At 62.1% G+C, this 16,244-nt stretch carries 15 protein-coding genes and 1 other RNA gene; 10 read left to right on the top strand and 6 right to left on the bottom strand.

Annotated elements, in window-relative coordinates; translation table 11 throughout:
- From EB235_RS00350 to EB235_RS00340, 3 genes are all read right to left on the bottom strand, one after another.
- Entirely contained in the window at window positions 1-1,869 is a 1,869-nt protein-coding gene (locus EB235_RS00350) for an extracellular solute-binding protein (RefSeq protein WP_027032938.1), read from the bottom strand.
- Window positions 1,870-1,883: 14 nt separating this feature from the next.
- The gene (locus tag EB235_RS00345; RefSeq protein WP_027032939.1) at window positions 1,884-3,761 is read right to left on the bottom strand and encodes an extracellular solute-binding protein; all 1,878 of its coding nucleotides are present in this window, start codon (window positions 3,759-3,761) and stop codon (window positions 1,884-1,886) included.
- Between the two features lie 163 nt (window positions 3,762-3,924).
- On the bottom strand, window positions 3,925-4,605 hold the full coding sequence (locus EB235_RS00340) for a c-type cytochrome (protein ID WP_027032940.1): 681 nt from the start codon (window positions 4,603-4,605) through the stop codon (window positions 3,925-3,927).
- Between the two features lie 194 nt (window positions 4,606-4,799).
- Here EB235_RS00340 and EB235_RS00335 point away from each other — a divergent pair, with 194 nt between their 5' ends.
- A complete protein-coding gene (locus EB235_RS00335) occupies window positions 4,800-5,528 on the top strand; it encodes a 3-deoxy-manno-octulosonate cytidylyltransferase (protein ID WP_027032941.1) in 729 nt (242 codons plus the stop codon).
- A 26-nt stretch (window positions 5,529-5,554) separates the two neighbouring features.
- Window positions 5,555-6,418: a prephenate dehydratase gene (locus EB235_RS00330; protein ID WP_027032942.1), complete on the top strand. Its 864-nt coding sequence runs from the start codon at window positions 5,555-5,557 to the stop codon at window positions 6,416-6,418.
- A gap of 50 nt (window positions 6,419-6,468) precedes the next feature.
- Here the strand turns inward: EB235_RS00330 and EB235_RS00325 are convergent, their stop codons facing one another.
- From EB235_RS00325 to EB235_RS00315, 3 genes are all read right to left on the bottom strand, one after another.
- Window positions 6,469-6,771, bottom strand: coding sequence for a Dabb family protein (locus EB235_RS00325; RefSeq protein WP_027032943.1), 303 nt, complete (start codon window positions 6,769-6,771; stop codon window positions 6,469-6,471).
- 10 nt (window positions 6,772-6,781) lie between these two features.
- Window positions 6,782-7,726, bottom strand: a complete 945-nt coding sequence (gene nudC / locus EB235_RS00320; RefSeq protein ID WP_027032944.1) for an NAD(+) diphosphatase — start codon at window positions 7,724-7,726, stop codon at window positions 6,782-6,784.
- Window positions 7,727-7,796: 70 nt separating this feature from the next.
- A complete protein-coding gene (locus tag EB235_RS00315) occupies window positions 7,797-8,216 on the bottom strand; it encodes an HIT domain-containing protein (RefSeq protein WP_027032945.1) in 420 nt (139 codons plus the stop codon).
- A gap of 143 nt (window positions 8,217-8,359) precedes the next feature.
- On the opposite strand from EB235_RS00315, the gene ffs reads away from it, so the two are divergent.
- From ffs to EB235_RS00275, 8 genes are all read left to right on the top strand, one after another.
- An RNA gene (gene ffs / locus EB235_RS00310) (signal recognition particle sRNA small type) lies at window positions 8,360-8,456 on the top strand.
- Between the two features lie 104 nt (window positions 8,457-8,560).
- On the top strand, window positions 8,561-10,372 hold the full coding sequence (locus tag EB235_RS00305) for a DNA polymerase III subunit gamma/tau (RefSeq protein WP_027032946.1): 1,812 nt from the start codon (window positions 8,561-8,563) through the stop codon (window positions 10,370-10,372).
- A gap of 24 nt (window positions 10,373-10,396) precedes the next feature.
- Window positions 10,397-10,720 (top strand): YbaB/EbfC family nucleoid-associated protein, encoded by a 324-nt coding sequence (locus tag EB235_RS00300; RefSeq protein ID WP_027032947.1) that lies wholly within the window; start codon window positions 10,397-10,399, stop codon window positions 10,718-10,720.
- 20 nt (window positions 10,721-10,740) lie between these two features.
- Window positions 10,741-11,148, top strand: a complete 408-nt coding sequence (locus EB235_RS00295; protein WP_027032948.1) for a hypothetical protein — start codon at window positions 10,741-10,743, stop codon at window positions 11,146-11,148.
- 229 nt (window positions 11,149-11,377) lie between these two features.
- Window positions 11,378-12,361: a cell wall hydrolase gene (locus tag EB235_RS00290; protein ID WP_027032949.1), complete on the top strand. Its 984-nt coding sequence runs from the start codon at window positions 11,378-11,380 to the stop codon at window positions 12,359-12,361.
- Window positions 12,362-12,452: 91 nt separating this feature from the next.
- A complete protein-coding gene (gene recR / locus EB235_RS00285) occupies window positions 12,453-13,058 on the top strand; it encodes a recombination mediator RecR (protein WP_027032950.1) in 606 nt (201 codons plus the stop codon).
- A gap of 26 nt (window positions 13,059-13,084) precedes the next feature.
- Window positions 13,085-14,332, top strand: coding sequence for a lytic murein transglycosylase (locus EB235_RS00280; protein ID WP_027032951.1), 1,248 nt, complete (start codon window positions 13,085-13,087; stop codon window positions 14,330-14,332).
- Between the two features lie 261 nt (window positions 14,333-14,593).
- Window positions 14,594-16,237 carry an ABC transporter substrate-binding protein gene (locus EB235_RS00275; RefSeq protein ID WP_032925862.1) on the top strand — a complete coding sequence of 548 codons (1,644 nt, stop codon included), beginning with the start codon at window positions 14,594-14,596 and terminating at the stop codon, window positions 16,235-16,237.
- Window positions 16,238-16,244 lie beyond the last annotated feature (7 nt).

Raw genomic sequence — 16,244 nt, 5'->3', positions numbered from 1 at the left:
TCAGCCTTTGCCAATTTTTGCCGCCTTGCCGTTATCGACCCACCACAGCGCCTCGACCGGAAAGCCGAAATCGGGTTTTTGCTCGGGAAAGCCGAACATATCCCAATAGGCGCTTCGGTGATTCGCCAGGGACCAACTAGGAATCCAATCGCACCGCGCACGCAAGACCCGGTCGAGCGCTCGCATTGCGACCGTCAGATTTTCGCGATCTTTTGCGGCCCCCACCGCGTCGATCAGCGTATCGATTGCTGGGCTTGCGACGCCCGGCAGGTTGCGCGAGCCGGAAATGCCAGCGGTTCTGGAGTGGAAGAAGACTTCAAGATCGTCGCGTGTCGGGGTCGCCGAAAATGAGAAAGCGGCCGAGATAAGGTCAAAATCGAACGTACTCTGGCGAAGCTGATACTGGGCCGAATCCACGAGCCGGATAGTGGCGTCGATGCCGATCGCTTTCATATTGGCGACCCAAGGCGAATAGACCTGAACGAAGGTGTCGTCATCGACCATGAATTCGGCCGCGAGCCTGCCCCCCTTGTCGTTGACGACGAAGTCACCTGACCGTTTCCAGCCTGCCGCGTTGAGCAGCTTCACGGCCTGGCCAAGCAGCTTGCGGTCGCGGCCGGTGCCGTCTGATGCAGGTTGGGCGACAGCCTCGCCGAAGACCTCCGCCGGGATCTGGCCGCGCAGCGGCTCCAGCAGAGCCAACTCTTGCGGCGATGGCGGTCCTTCGGCACGAAAATCCGATTTCTCGAAACACGATTGCGAGCGCTCGTAGGAGCCGTAAAAGAAGTTGCGCCGCGTCCATTCGAAATCGAAGCACAGCGCAATTGCCTGACGCACCCGCGCGTCACGAAACTGTTCGCGTCGCTGGTTGACCGCCGTTCCCTGCATCGTGGGGCGTTTCTCGGCCGGGAATTCGTGCTTGACCACCTTGCCGGCGGTCAATGCAGGAAAGTCGTAGGCGGTTGCCCAGACGCGCGAGGTGAACTCTTCGCGGTAGGTGATCTCGCCCTTTTTGAAGGCTTCGAAGCCGGCAGTGCGGTTCTGGTAGAACTCGATGCGGATAATGTCGAAATTGTTCTGGCCGCGATTGACCGGGAGGTCGCGGCCCCAATAGTCCGCCACCCGGTCGTACTCGATCCATGCGCCGGCCGAGAAGCGCCCGACCTTGTAGGCACCGGAGCCGAGCGGCGGGTTCAATTGCGAGGAGTCGAATGGGTTGGCCGTGTAGAAGGCCTTCGACAGGATCGGGAATTCCACGACGTTGAGTACTGTGCGGGCCGATTGCTTACCCGAGAAGGTAAGTCGCAGCGTGCGGTCATCGACGGCAACGGCGTCGGCCATGTGTGTCAGCGCCAGCGACAAATCGGGATGGCCTTTTTCCTTGTAAAGCTTGAAGGTGAAGGCGGCGTCCTGCGCCGTCAGCGAAGAGCCGTCATGGAAACGCGCCTCGGGGCGAAGCGAAAAGGTGAAGCTGTTGCGGTCATCCGACAGCGTCACGCCGTCGGCGATCTGGCCATAGACGGCGTCCGGTTCGTCGAGCGCGCGCACCATGAGGCCATCGAAACACATCTCCATGCGCGGCGGCGCATCGCCCTTGTCGGCGAAGGAGTTCAGCGTGTTGAAGGTTTGTGTGTCCTGATTGTAACCCCAGTTGGGTGGCGAGAAATTGAATATGCCCCCGGTTGGCGCTTCGACGTTCACATAGTCGAAATGCGCGAAATCCGCCTTGTATTTGAGGTCGCCAAAGGCCGACAGGCCGTGCAGCTTGACGCCGGTCGCAATGTCGGCGAACGCTTGTCCCGGCAGCAAGGCGGCAGTCGCGGCAGCCCCACCCAGGGCCAGGAAATCGCGGCGGCGCAGCATCGTGATCGATTGCCGCCTCATCAATTGCCGCCCTTGTATTTGGCCGCCAGCGCCTTCTCCTTGTCGATGTCGATCCACCAGGAATCAATGTCGGCACCGACATAAGCGGGCTGCTTGTCGGGGAACTTGAACTTGTCCCAATAGGCCAGCCAGACCGCCGACCGATAATACTGCGGCACGACGTAAAAATTCCACAGCAGCACACGGTCGAGTGCATGGGTGGCGGCGACGAGATCATCGCGGTCGGTGGCGAAGATGATGCGGTCGACCAGCGCATCGACGGTCGGATCCTTGATGCCCATCAGATTGCGCGAACCCGGCGCGTCAGCGGCCTTCGAGCTCCAGAAATCGCGCTGTTCGTTGCCGGGCGAGTCGGACTGGCCGAACAGACCCGTGACGACATCGAAGTCGAAATGGTTGACGCGGTTGATGTACTGCGTCTGGTCAATGATGCGCAACGAGGCGTCAACACCGATCTTGCGCAGATTGGCGATGTAGGGACTGGCGATCACCTGGTCGGTGTCGTTCCAGCCGAGGATCTCGAACTTGAACGGTTCGCCGGTCTTGGCATTGACCATCTTGCCGCCCTTGATGACCCATCCGGCCTTGGCGAAGAGATCGACAGCCTGCTTCAGGTACTTTCGCTCCGCTTGCGGCGAATCGTAGACGGGTAGCTTGAACTCCTGTGTGAAGAGGTCAGGCGGCAGCTTGTCGCGATACTTTTGCAGGATCTCCAATTCCTTGCCCTGCGGCAACCCGCTGGAGGCCAGTTCGGTGCCCTGGAAATAGCTCGATGTGCGGGTGTTAAAGCCAAAGAACAAAGTGCGATTCATGCTCTCGAAATCAAACGGTATGGTCAGTGCCTCGCGGACCAACCGGTCCTGGAACAACGGCTTTCGCTGGTTGAGCACAAAGCCCTGCATAGGCTGTGGCGACTGGGTCTTGAAGTCCTTCTTGATGACGTCGCCGGCTTGGATGGCCGGGAAATTATAGGCCGTCGCCCATTTGCGGGAGCTGTACTCGCGGTTTATGTCTTCCAGCCCGCCCTTGGTGAAGGCCAGCCAGGCGGCATTGTCGTCAAGGATGTAGGTGTATCGGCGGGTGTCGAAATTCTCGCGGCCGATCTTCACCGGCAGCTTGGCCGCCCAATAGTCAGGCACGCGTTGCCAGACGATTTCCGAGCCCGGCTTGAAGCCGGCGATCTTGTAGGCGGCGGAGCCGAGCGGCGGTTCCAGCGTTCCCTTGGTGATGTCGCGCTTTTTGCCATTGGCGTCGGTGCCTTCCCACCAGTGCTTGGGCAGAACGGCGAGGTCGCCGATGATCTTAGGCAGCTCGCGGTTACCCTTCTGGTTGAAATGGAACTCGACCTCGCGGTCGGAGATGGCCACCGCATCGGTGACGTTCTCGAAATAGCGGTTGTATTGCGGGCTGTTCGCCTTCAGCACCTGGAACGACCAGATCACGTCGTCGACGGTGATCGGCTGGCCGTCATGCCATTTTGCACGCGGATCGAGTCGGTAGGTCGCCGAGGAATAATCGGCCGGGTACTTGTAGGCATCGGCAATCAGCGGGTGGCTGGTGCTGCCCTCATCGGTCGCCTGCTCCATCAGCGTGTCGTAGAGCAGGCCGCCACCGAAGCCGACGAGGCCCGCCGCCGGCGATCCCTGGACGATATAGGGATTGAAGCTGTCATAGGTGCCGAGCAGGACCGAATTCAGCGTACCGCCCTTGGGCGCGTTCGGGTTGACGTAGTCGTAGTGTTGAAAACTGTCGCCATATTTGGACTCGCCGATCAGCGATGAGGTCGTCCGCCACTCGTCGGCCCGGGTCGCCTGCAGTCCCGCCGCCAGCAGGACCGCCGCCAGCAGCGGCTTGAGAAGCGTTCGGCCAACCGTCATGCACTATCCTCTTCGCGTGCCAGATCATCCAGAGGGGCGATCCTAGATGATTTGGCGCTCGTGAAAACCGCAATGCGCCGGCTTTGTCGCCGCACCTCACATTTTCGCAACAAAAAAGCCGGGCTGAACCCGGCTTTTTCAAGATCATCGAGATGATATCTGATTATTTGGCCGGAGCCGCAGGAGCTGGTGCTGCGGGAGCCGCAGGCTTGGCCGGTGCTGCGGCGTCAGCCGGCTTGGCCGGGGCAGCCGCGTCGGCCGGCTTTGCGGGCGCGGAGGCGTCCGCGGCGGCACCCGGTGCCGGCAGCGGCTTGGGATTGTCGGACAGCGTGCGCAGATAGGCGATGACGTTGGCGCGGTCCTCGTCCTTGGGCAGGCCGGCGAAGCCCATGGCCGTGCCCTTCACGAATTTCTTCGGCGAGGTGATGAAGTGGTCGATGTTGTCGTAGGTCCACTTCTCGGTGCCGCCCTTGGAAAACTCCTTCATTCCGGCCGAATAGGCGAAGCCTTCATGCTCGGCGACGGGGCGGTCGACGAGGTCCCACAGGTCCGGGCCGACCTTGTTGGGGCCGCCCTTTTCGCCGGAATGGCAGGCCTGACACTTCTTGAAGACGGCAGCACCCTGTTCGACATTGGCGGTGGCCAGACGGTCGGCGATCGGCTTGGCTACGGCGGCAGGTGCGGCCGGGCCGCCCTCGGCTGGCTCCGTGGCCTCTATGATGAAGCCGGGCTTTTCCGGGGCCGGCGAGGCAAACAGCGCGTCCGACACCAGGCCAACCGAGAAGACGATGAAAACGGTTCCAAGCAATCCGGCGAGCAGTTTGTTGACTTCGTTGGAATCCATTCGCCCCTTGCTCCCTTTTCCGGCGGACTGATCCGTCCACTCCGTCCGTCGGTATCGAAACCTGCCCTGCAGAGCCGGTCAAATCGGGCGGAAACTAGGTCTTTTGCTGCGGCGTTGCAACACCTATAAGGGCGCTTCCAGTGAGACCTTTTGCCACTTTTCCTTGTCCTCTTTTCGAATGCCTTGCCATAACGATGTCCACCTTGATCCTGATCCCGGCCCGCATGGCCTCCACCCGCCTGCCGGGCAAGCCGCTGGCCGACATTACCGGCGCGCCGATGATCGTCCATGTCGCGCGCCGTGCGGCCGAGGCCGGCCTTGGCCGGGTTGTGGTGGCGACCGATACGCAAAGCGTCGCCGAAGCGGTGCGCGCGCATGGTTTCGAGGCGGTGATGACGCGGATCGATCACGAATCGGGTTCTGACCGCATCCACGAGGCGCTGGTCGCGCTTGATCCCCAGCGCAAGGTCGAAACGATCGTCAACGTGCAGGGCGACCTGCCGACCATCGATCCCGGCATCATCGCGGCCTCCCTCAGGCCTTTCGAGGACGAGGCCGTGGATATCGCCACGCTCGGCGTCGAGATCGTCCGCGACGAGGAAAAGACCAATCCGAACGTCGTCAAGATCGTCGGTTCGCCGCTGTCGGCCACCAGGCAGAGGGCGCTCTATTTCACCCGTGCCACGGCACCTTGGGGTGAGGGGCCACTCTATCACCACGTCGGCCTCTACGCCTATCGCCGTGCCGCCCTGGAGCGCTTCGTCGCGCTGAAGCCGTCGCCGCTGGAACGCCGCGAGCGGCTCGAGCAGCTGCGGGCGCTCGAAGCCGGCATGCGCATCGACGCCGAGATCGTCCAGTCACTGCCGCTTGGCGTCGACACGCCGGAAGACCTTGAGCGCGCCAGAAACATTCTTGCAAACTGAAAAACCCTTGAACCGAGACCTGGCCCATGCCTGAAAAGACCAACAGAATATCCTTCCAGGGTGAGCCGGGCGCCAATTCCGACACCGCCTCGCGCAATGTCTATCCTTCGATGGAGCCGTTGCCGTGCCCGACCTTCGAGGACGCGTTCAATGCGGTCGAGACCGGCAAGGCCGATCTCGCCATGATCCCGATCGAGAACACCATCGCCGGGCGCGTCGCCGACATCCATCATTTGCTGCCGGAATCGAAGCTGCACATCGTCGGTGAGTATTTCCTGCCCATCCATTTCCAGCTGATGGTGCTGCCCGGTGTCAAGCGGGAGGAAATCAAGACGGTTCACAGCCACATCCACGCGCTTGGCCAGTGCCGCAAATACATCCGCAAGAATGGCTGGAAGGCGATCGTCGCCGGCGACACGGCGGGTGCGGCCAAGATGGTCTCCGAGGTCAAGGACCGCACCATGGCCGCGTTGTCGCCGGCGCTGGCCGCGACGCTCTACGGGCTCGATATCATTGAGGAAAATGTCGAGGACACCGATTCCAACGTCACCCGGTTTGTCGTCCTGACCAAGCACAAGCAATGGGCCGAGCGGCCGTCGGCCGACGCCAAGATGATGACCACCTTCATCTTCCGCGTCCGCAACGTGCCGGCCGCGCTCTACAAGGCAATGGGCGGCTTCGCCACCAATGGCATCAACATGACCAAGCTGGAGAGCTACCAGCTGGGCGCTTTCACGGCGACGCTGTTCTACGCCGACATAGAGGGCCATCCCGACGATCCGCTGGTCAAGCTTGCGCTGGACGAGCTGCGTTTCTTCTCAAAGGAAGTGCGGATTTTGGGCGTCTATCCCGCCAGCGAGTCGCGCGAGCAGTGGAAGGTGGCGGATTAGCAGCGGCCTGAATTCAGGGCAGCCATTTGCAGGCCGGCCCCACCTGAATTTCAGCCAAAGCCGAGCGGCACGTAGTCGATCTCCATAAATGTCTCGACTTCCGGCACCCAGCGGTCGCGCACGAAGGCGACGTGGTCGGGATGGTCGTTGTATCTGGTGTAGGCCGCTTGGTCGGCGAACTCCATCGAGAAGCCGAATTGATAGTCGTTCTTGGGGCTCACCTGCCGCAGTTGCTCGAAATGGGTGACGCCCTTGATCGCGGAAAGGATTTTCCGAGCATCGTGGAGGAACCGCTTCGTCTCCAGGGACTGCTGTGGATGCTTCAACGTGAACACAACGGTGTGACGGATCATTTTTCTGCTCCTATTCGCTGTCGACCCAGGCGCGGATCAGGTGATGCGCGATGGCGCCTTTCGGTGGCGTGATCAGATTGTCGGCATGCTCCCGGGCCAGCATAAGGCGGACCTCGTCACGGCCAAACCAGCGGCAGTCTTCCAACTCGTTGAGATCGGCCTGGATGTCTTCGTTGAGCGGCTCGCCGAAGCAGCCGATCATCAGCGAATAGGGGAACGGCCAGGGCTGGCTGGCATGGTAGACGACGCGGCCGAGCCTGATGCCGGCTTCTTCCAGCGTTTCGCGCCGCACCGCCGCCTCGATCGTCTCGCCCGGTTCGATGAAGCCGGCAAGGGCCGAATACATGCCCGGCGCGAAATGCCGGCCACGCCCGAGCAGGCATTTCTCCCGCGTCGCCGTCAGCATGATCGCCACCGGGTCGGTGCGCGGGAAATGCTCGGTGCCGCAATTCGGGCAATGCCGCTTGTAGCCGCCGGCCCGCATTTGGGATTCGGTGCCGCATTTGCTGCAGAAACGATGGCTGGCATGCCAGGCGAGCAGGGCGGCGCCTTGCGCCATCGCGCCGGCGGCCGCTTCGTCGATCAGCCCTTGCATGTAGACCGACCGGTAGTCGATCGCCTTGACGGTCTCGGGCAGCTGTTCGGCGTCGATTCCGACGGGCATCGCCAGCACCGGTCCCTGCTCGGAAAAGCCGAGTAGGACGCCCTGGGCGAAGGATGGCCTGAAGGGCTCACTCTCGGCGACGCTGAACCAGGGGTCGAGACTGCCGCCACCGCCGAGCTTCAGGTGGAGCCGGCCGCCATTCATCAACAGCAGACGGGTCGTCGGATCGGTCAGCACCTTGTCTACCGAATCGTCGGCGCGGTTCTCGGATTGGCGGTCGATCGTGTTGCCGGCAAAGCCGACGAACTGGCTCGGTTCGCGCAAAGGCGCGTCAAACAGGCTAAAGCTCATGCGGACTCTGGTGCTTTGGGATGGACATGCCTGGGGATGAACATGTTTTCAGGATGAATACGGGGAAGGCTTATAGCGCCGCCCTTACCGTTTCGGCAAACCGGCGCAGGTCGGAACGCTGATAGGGCTCGCGCAGGCCGTGCCCCCACACCGGGCCGGGCCAGCCGGGATCGCCTTCGGACCGTGCGATGATATGGATATGCAATTGGCGCACGATGTTGCCGAGCGCGCCGGTGTTGATCTTGGTGCAACCGCTCACTTTCTTCAGCGCCTGCGCCACCATATTGGTCTCGAAGGTCAGCATGGCCTGGTCGAGCGGCGTCATCTCGTGAACTTCCTCCGCGCCCGGCCGCTGTGGTACCAAAAGCAGCCATGGCCAGCGGCGGTCATTCATCACCCGCAATTCGCATAGCCCAAGCCACATCAACTGCTCGCTGTCCGCCTCCAGCCGGGCATCCAGCGTGAATCCGGCCTTCAGGCCCGGCAGCATCGGCGTTTCCTTGCTTTTCTTGGTTTCCTCAAACCATGAACGCTAGAGCGGCTGCATCGGGGCTGCAAGCGAATCTCTCGTGAGATGGCGCCAATTTGCCTGCGCACTTGCATTTCATCGCGCAATTGCCGATATGGACTGCGGGAGGTTGGTGGTGGACGATCCACTCGCCAACCGGGTCAGGTCCGGAAGGAAGCAGCCCTAACGAGCCCGGAACGGGTCATTGTTCCAGCCTCCCACCTCTTCGGCCCTTCTCGCCACATTGACGACGCATTGCAGCGCGGGCGAGACTATGCGCAGGAATCGGCGCCTTTGGGCGCGGCCTTTTGGAGCTTAACGGGCGAATGAGCGAAGCCGGAAATTCGGGGCCAAAAAGCTTGGAGAATGGAAAGGTCGCTGCCTACCGCGTCCTGGCGCGCAAATACCGTCCGTCGAATTTCTCCGAGCTGGTCGGCCAGGAGCCGATGGTGCGCACCCTCACCAACGCCTTCGCCACCGGCCGCATCGCGCAGGCCTGGATGCTGACCGGCGTGCGCGGTGTCGGCAAGACCACCACCGCGCGCATCCTGGCCCGGGCGTTGAACTACAAGACCTCGACCGTTGACCAGCCCTCGGTCGATCTCGCCGTGCTCGGCGAGCATTGCCAGGCGATCATGGAAGGCCGCCATGTCGACGTCATTGAGATGGACGCCGCCTCGCACACCGGCATCGACGATATCAGGGACATCATCGAGCGCGTGCGCTACGCGCCGGTCTCGGCCCGTTACAAGGTCTACATCATCGACGAAGTGCACATGCTGTCCACGCAGGCCTTCAACGGTCTGCTGAAGACGCTTGAGGAGCCGCCGCCGCATGTGAAATTCATCTTCGCCACCACCGAGATCCGCAAGGTTCCGATCACCGTCCTGTCGCGCTGTCAGCGTTTTGATTTGCGGCGCATCGATGCCGGCGCGCTGGTCGCGCATCTCTCTTCGATTTCGGCCAAGGAAGGCATTTCGGTCGACGACGACGCGCTGGCGATGATCGCGCGCGCGGCGGAAGGCTCGGCTCGCGATTCGCTCTCCATCCTCGACCAGGCGATCGCTCATGGCGCCGGTTCCGTCAGCGCCGAGGCGGTGCGGGCCATGCTGGGCCTTGCTGACCGCGCCCGCATCGTCGATCTGTTTGAACATGTGATGAAGGGCGATGTGGCAGCCGCACTCGCCGAATTCCGTACGCAATACGATACCGGCGCCGATCCGGCTGCGGTGCTGACCGATCTTGCCGAGTTCAACCATCTCGTCACCCGGCTGCGTTTCGTGCCGACCGCCATGGACGACGCTTCGCTGTCGCAGGACGAGCGAGAGCGCGGCGCCGATTTCGCCAGGGCGCTGTCGGTCCGCGTGCTGTCGCGGACCTGGCAGATGCTGCTCAAGGGCATTCCCGAGGTGCAATCCTCCAATCGGCCCGTCAGTGCCGCCGAAATGGTGCTGATCCGGCTGGCGCACGCCGCCGACCTGCCGACGCTGGACGAGGCGTTGCGATCCCTTGAGGGGGCAACACCGGTTCAAAATGGCGCGCCGCGCCCGAATGGAACGCCCTCGGGCCCCGGCAATGGCACCAGCGCGGTGGCGCAGACGCGCATGCCCGGCGGATCGGGCGGCGCGCAGACCATGCGGCTGATCGAGGCCACGCCAGCGCCGGCTGCTTTCGTCGCCCCTCCGCAACCTGTATTGGAAGCGCCTCCGGTACCCTTGAAATCGCTGGCCGACATTGTCGCGCTTGCCGACGCCAAGCGTGACATCGCTTTCAAGGTGCTGATCAAGAGCTGCATCCGACTTGTGCGCATCGAGCCCGGCCGCATCGATGTTGGCCTGACCGCCGATGCGCCGAAGATGCTGCTCAACGAGCTGACGACCAAACTGCGCGCCTGGACCGGCCGCAACTGGCTGGTGTCGCTGTCGAAGGAAGAGGGTGGCCAGACGCTGGCCGAAATGGAATCGACCAAGCGCGAAAACGCCTTCCTCGATGCCAAGAGCGATCCGACTGTTGCCGCCATTCTGGCGCGCTTCCCCGGCGCCAGGATCATCGACGTGCGCATTCCCGACGCACCGGAAGCGGATGCCGACCAAGCCGAAGTGCCGGTCGAGCCGCCAGCCGATGACGACGACAGCTGATAAAACCAAGACAAGGATCGGACCATGAAAGATCTTCTCGGCCTGATGGGCAAGGCGAAGGAAATGCAGGCCAAGTTCCAGGCCATGCAGGATGAAATCGCCACGCTGGAGGCGTCTGGCCAGGCCGGCGGCGGTCTGGTCAACGTGACGCTGACCGGAAAATTCGAGATGAAATCACTGAAGATTGACCCGTCTCTGTTCAAGGAGGACGATGTCGAGATCCTCGAGGACCTGATTCTCGCTGCCCACAACGACGCCAAGGCCAAGGTCGAGCTGATCATGCAGGAAAAGACCAAGGCGCTGACAGCCGGCCTGCCGATCCCGCCGGGAATGAAACTGCCATTCTAGTCTCCAGCGGCGGTGCGCCCATGACCGAAGAGCCGTCCGAAAGACTGATCGAGCAGCGTATCCGCAACCGGATTTATGAGATCCTGGAAATCCTCGCCGATTGCGACGCCGGCGTCGATCTCGTCGGCATCAAGGGCTACTTCCACCTGTTCGAGGATTTCGTGCACCGCCCGTCGATCGAGGCCGGAACGTCGGCGCTTTCGAAGGAGGAGCGAGCGTGCGTGCTGGAAATCGCCGAATTCCTCGAGGCGGCTTCCGAGACAAATCCCGATTTCACCAAGGCCGAATTCATCAACAGTGACTGGCCGGCAAAGATCGCGCCGACGGCCAGGGACGCGCGGGCGCTGTTCCTCAGGCGGGGTCTGTTTTCGGAGAAGGTCGAGGAGCTGGAGCCAGGCCAGCCGGCCGCGATTGCGGCAGGGCGGTAGCAATTCCCGGAAAAACGTGAAGTGGTTTTCCCCTTGGCAATTGTGGCGAAACCACGAAAGAGCGGTCATCGCCTTTGTGAAACGATGGCTCGATCTGTCTGAAAAGCCACGAAATTGTGCCATTTCGGCAACAGTGCATTGTTAATAACGTTTTAGCCATCATTTTGCCTGAAAGTGTCTCATTCTTGCCGCAGCCCGGGGGCGGGTATCGAAGTGAGAGGGTAACCTGTTGATCGTCACGCGATGGAAGGCGCCGCTGTTGCTCGGCGTCATCACGTCTCCCCTGTTTCTGGCTGCCTGCAGCCAGACCACTTCGCACGGCATGTCGGTCGCCAGCCTGACCGATGCCATCACGCCGAGTTTCCTGACGTCGCGCGCCTACAGTCAGACGCCGAAGGACAGGGAATGTCTGGAAAGGGCGATGTTCTTCGAGTCCAACCGCTCGAGCCGCGACGGCATGATCGCCGTCGGCACGGTGGTGATGAACCGCCTGCGGTCCGGCAATCACGGCACCACCATTTGCCAGGTGGTCGGCGAACCCGGTCAGTTCGCGCCGGGCGTCATGACCAGGCCGATGAATTCACGCGCAATGCCCGATGTCGAGGAAGCAGCCGACGCTGTGCTCAAGGGCGAGCGCAAGGCCAAGCTCAAGAACACGATGTATTTCCACACCGCCGGCCTGCGCTTCCCCTACAAGAACATGCACTACACCATGGTTGCCGGCGGCAATGCGTTCTACGAGAAGCGCGGCCGCAACTGGCAGCCGCTGCCCGATGAGCCGATGGTTGCCTCGTATGAACCGGAGAGGCCAGCCGCGCCGGTGACGATGGTTGCTTCGGCTGAGCCGGTTCGTCCGGCCAAGACCACCGTTCGCACCGCCCCGGCACAACAGGCCTATATGACCGCTGCAGCGGAACCGGCACGTCCGTTCAAGATGGCCACTGCCCCAGCCAAGCAGACCTACATGACAGCGGCGGCAGCGCCGGCGGCAAAGTCCGGGCGTGTCTCGGCCAAGTCCGTTGAAGTCGCCATGCAGGAGCCGATGGAAGAACCGGATGCCGCCCGCTTTGGCGGAACCGTGAACACCCGCGTCATCAGTTCGGTTCAGGGCGAGCCACAAGAGGCATCGATGGGATTCCAGTCGACACCTGAGAACACCGACGCCATCGGTGCGATGATCGTCAGCCAGGGCCGGCCGCTCGAAGCCAACTGATCCGCATCGCCACGCTGCGCGTGGCAGCATCCTGGACAGATGCGCGGACTGGGATGTTTCAAAGCGCTCTGAAAAATCCTAGATCAGAGCGATGTCGAAGCGAATCGCGGGTCCAGAGATCGAACGCCTCATCCAACTCCTGGCCAAGGTGCCGGGACTTGGCCCCCGTTCGGCCAGGCGCGCCGCACTGCATCTGATCAAGAAGAAGGAGCAGCTTCTGTCGCCGCTCGCCGCCGCCATGGGCGAGGCCGCCGACAAGGTTCGCATCTGCACGACCTGCGGCAATGTCGATACGTCGGATCCTTGCATGATCTGCACCGACCCGCGCCGTGATGCCACAACCCTCATCGTCGTCGAGGACGTAGCCGATCTCTGGGCTTTGGAGCGGGCAGCAGCGATGAACGTGCGCTATCACGTGCTCGGCGGCACGCTGTCGCCGCTCGACGGCATCGGCCCCGACCAGCTTAACATCCGCTCGCTGATCGACCGCGTCGCCGGCGGCGAGGTGAAGGAAATCATCCTTGCCGTCAACGCCACCGTCGAGGGCCAGACCACCGCGCACTACCTCACCGACCAGCTGTCCGGCTTCGACATCAAGGTGACAAGGCTGGCGCATGGCGTGCCGGTCGGCGGTGAACTCGACTATCTCGACGAGGGCACGCTGGCCGCGGCGCTGCGTTCGCGGACGGCGTTTTGACGCAATTGGCGGGGATGTTTGCTGAAATGACTGCATTCCTTCGCACAATCACCTTCGCCCTTGTCGCTACGCTTCTCGGCGTCCTGCTCGCGGCCCCCGCCTCCGCCGCCAAGATCGACGACCAGTTCCGCGCCTGGCTGCAGAACGACCTCTGGCCCGAGGCCAAGGCGAAGGGTATTTCCAAAAAAACCTTCGATGCCGCCTTCGACGGCATAAAACCCAACCTGAAGCTGCCCGACCTCGTCATGCCCGGCGAGAAGCCGAAGACGCCGCAGAAGCAGCATCAGGCCGAGTTCGGCTCGCCCGGCGCCTATTTCGCCGAAAAGACGGTTGGTGCGGTGACGGCAGGCGGCCGCGCGCGTGAAGCCACCAATGCCAAGACGCTTGCGGCTATCGAAAAACGCTATGGCGTGCCAGGCGAGATCGTTCTGGCGATCTGGGGTCGCGAGACCGGTTTCGGCGCCGCGAAAATGCCCTATGACGCCTTCGAGGTGCTGGGCACCAAGGCGTTCATGTCGACCAAGAAGGATTTCTTCCGCACCGAACTGCTTGCGGCGCTGGAGATCGTCGAGCGCGGATTGGCCCCGGTTGGTGCCATGAAATCGTCCTGGGCCGGTGCGCTGGGCCAGCCGCAATTCATGCCGACCTCCTTCCTCAAGCATGCCGTTGATTTCGACGGCGATGGACGCGTCGACATCTGGAACTCGACGCCTGACGTGCTGGCCTCGATCGCCAATTATCTCGTCCACTATGGCTGGGTGCGGGGACGAGGCTGGGGGTTCGAGGTGACCGTGCCCGCGAGCGTCTCCTGTTCGCTGGAGGGCCCCGACCAGGGTAAGAAGATCTCGCAATGGGCCGACATGGGCATCAAGCGTGTCGGCGGCAAGCCGTTTCCGGCGAGCGAGCTGAAGGCGGAAGGCTTCCTTTTGATGCCGGCCGGTCGCAGCGGTCCGGCGTTCATCGCCACCCCCAATTTCTACGTGCTGAAGGAATACAACACCAGCGACCTCTACGCGCTTTTCATCGGTCATGGCGCAGACCGCATTGCGCATGGCGATCAGAATTTTTCCGGCAGCTGGGGCCCGGTCGGCGATCTCCATCGTTCCGACATTGCCGCGCTGCAACGGGCGCTGGAAGCCAAGGGCTATGATGTCGGCAGCGCCGACGGCCTGCCCGGCTTTAAGACCCGCCGCTCGATCGGCAAATGGCAAGCCAAGAATGGCCAGGCCGCGACCTGTTTTCCCGATGCCAGCCTGGTTGCCGCGCTGAAATAGCGCCAAAATTGGTAGATTTTTCTCGTTCGGTTGCGCCGATTGGCTGGCCTATGCGTCGACACGCCGCCCGTCTTTCTGGCCCAATGAGCCGTCGCATAAATGCTCGTTGCCGGCCATGAGGCTGCCGGATATGGTGTTGACCAACTGGACAAAAACCGCAACGGTAAGGGGTCGGAGGGCCGTCCTTAAGCCCCGAAAAGAGTTCTACAATCCTGAGCCGGGAACTCAGGTCAACAAACAACAAAACAGGGAACAATCACCATGATGATGGAAAAGTTTGCTCTACGCTCCCGCATCCTGCTTGCGGGTGCCGCCATGTCCGCGCTGCTTCTGGCCGGAGCGCCGGCTGGCGCGGTCACCCCCGCCGACACGCTGGTCGAAGGCTTCGCGATCGACGACATCATTTCCATGGATCCGGGCGAGGCGTTCGAGCTGTCGACCGCCGAAGTCACCGGCAACACCTACGATCTGCTCGTCCGTCTCGACCTCAGCGACACCTCCAAGGTCAAGCCCGATCTCGCGGCAAGCTGGACCGTCTCCGACGATGGCCTGACCTATACATTCAAGCTCAAGCCGGGCCTCAAATTCGCCTCGGGCAACCCGATCACCGCAGCCGATGTCGCCTATTCGTTCGAGCGCGCCGTCAAGCTGGATAAGAGCCCGGCCTTCATCATCGGTCAATTCGGCATCAGCGGCGACAACGTCACCGAAAAGGCGAAGGCCGTCGACGACGCTACCTTCCAGTTCACCGTCGACAAGGCCTATGCGCCGAGCTTCGTGCTGAACTGCCTCTCGGCAACGGTCGCCTCGGTGGTCGACGCCAAGCTGGTCAAGGAACATGTCGCGGCGGTGACGCCGAGCGCCGACTACAAATGGGACAATGATTTCGGCAATGCCTGGCTGAAGACCGGCTATGCCGGCTCCGGCGTCTACAAGCTGCGCGAATGGCGCGCCAACGAAGCCGTGGTCATGGAGCGCAACGACAATTATTACGGCGAGAAGGCCAAGCTCGCCCGCGTCATCTACCGCAACATGAAGGAAAGCTCGGGTCAGCGCTTGGCGCTCGAAGCCGGCGACATCGACGTTGCCCGCAACCTCGAGCCGAACGATCTCGACGCCATTGCCAAGAACGCCGACCTCACCACCACCAGCGCGCCAAAGGGTACGGTTTATTACATCAGCCTCAACCAGAAGAATCCGAACCTCGCCAAGCCCGAGGTGCGCCAGGCCTTCAAATATCTGGTCGACTACGATGCGCTGAGCACGACCATCCTCAAGGGCATCGGTGAAATCCACCAGTCCTTCCTGCCCAAGGGCGACCTCGGCACCGTGGACGACAACCCGTTCAAGCTCGACGTCGCCAAGGCCAAGGAACTGCTGGCCAAGGCCGGCCTGCCCGACGGTTTCAGCGTCACCATGGACGTACGCACCGGACAGCCGACGACAGGTATGGCGGAATCGATCCAGCAGACGCTTGGACAGGCCGGCATCAAGCTGGAGATCATTCCTGGCGACGGCAAGCAGACGCTGACCAAATACCGCGCCCGCAATCACGACATCTACATCGGCAATTGGGGCCAGGATTATTTCGATCCGAATTCCAATGCCCAGACCTTTGCATCGAACCCCGATAATTCGGATGCCGGCAAGTCGCACACGCTCGCCTGGCGCAACAGCTGGGACATTCCGGACCTGACCAAGGAAACGGAAGCGGCCCTGCTGGAGAAGGATTCTGGCAAACGCGCCGACATGTACAAGGATCTGCAGAAGAAGATCCTCGACACCAGCCCCTTCGTCATCATTCACCAGCAACTGGAAGTGGTTGGTCTGCGCAAGAACCTCAAGGGCCTCGTGCTCGGCCCGAGCTTCGACACCAATTTCGTCGGGTCGGTCTCCAAGGAATAATGCGGTC

Origin of the sequence: Mesorhizobium loti R88b (genome assembly GCF_013170845.1) — a bacterium.
Classification (GTDB): domain Bacteria; phylum Pseudomonadota; class Alphaproteobacteria; order Rhizobiales; family Rhizobiaceae; genus Mesorhizobium; species Mesorhizobium loti_B.
The sequence above is the reverse complement of the archived record's forward strand: the minus strand, read 5'-3'. Positions and strand labels throughout refer to the sequence as shown.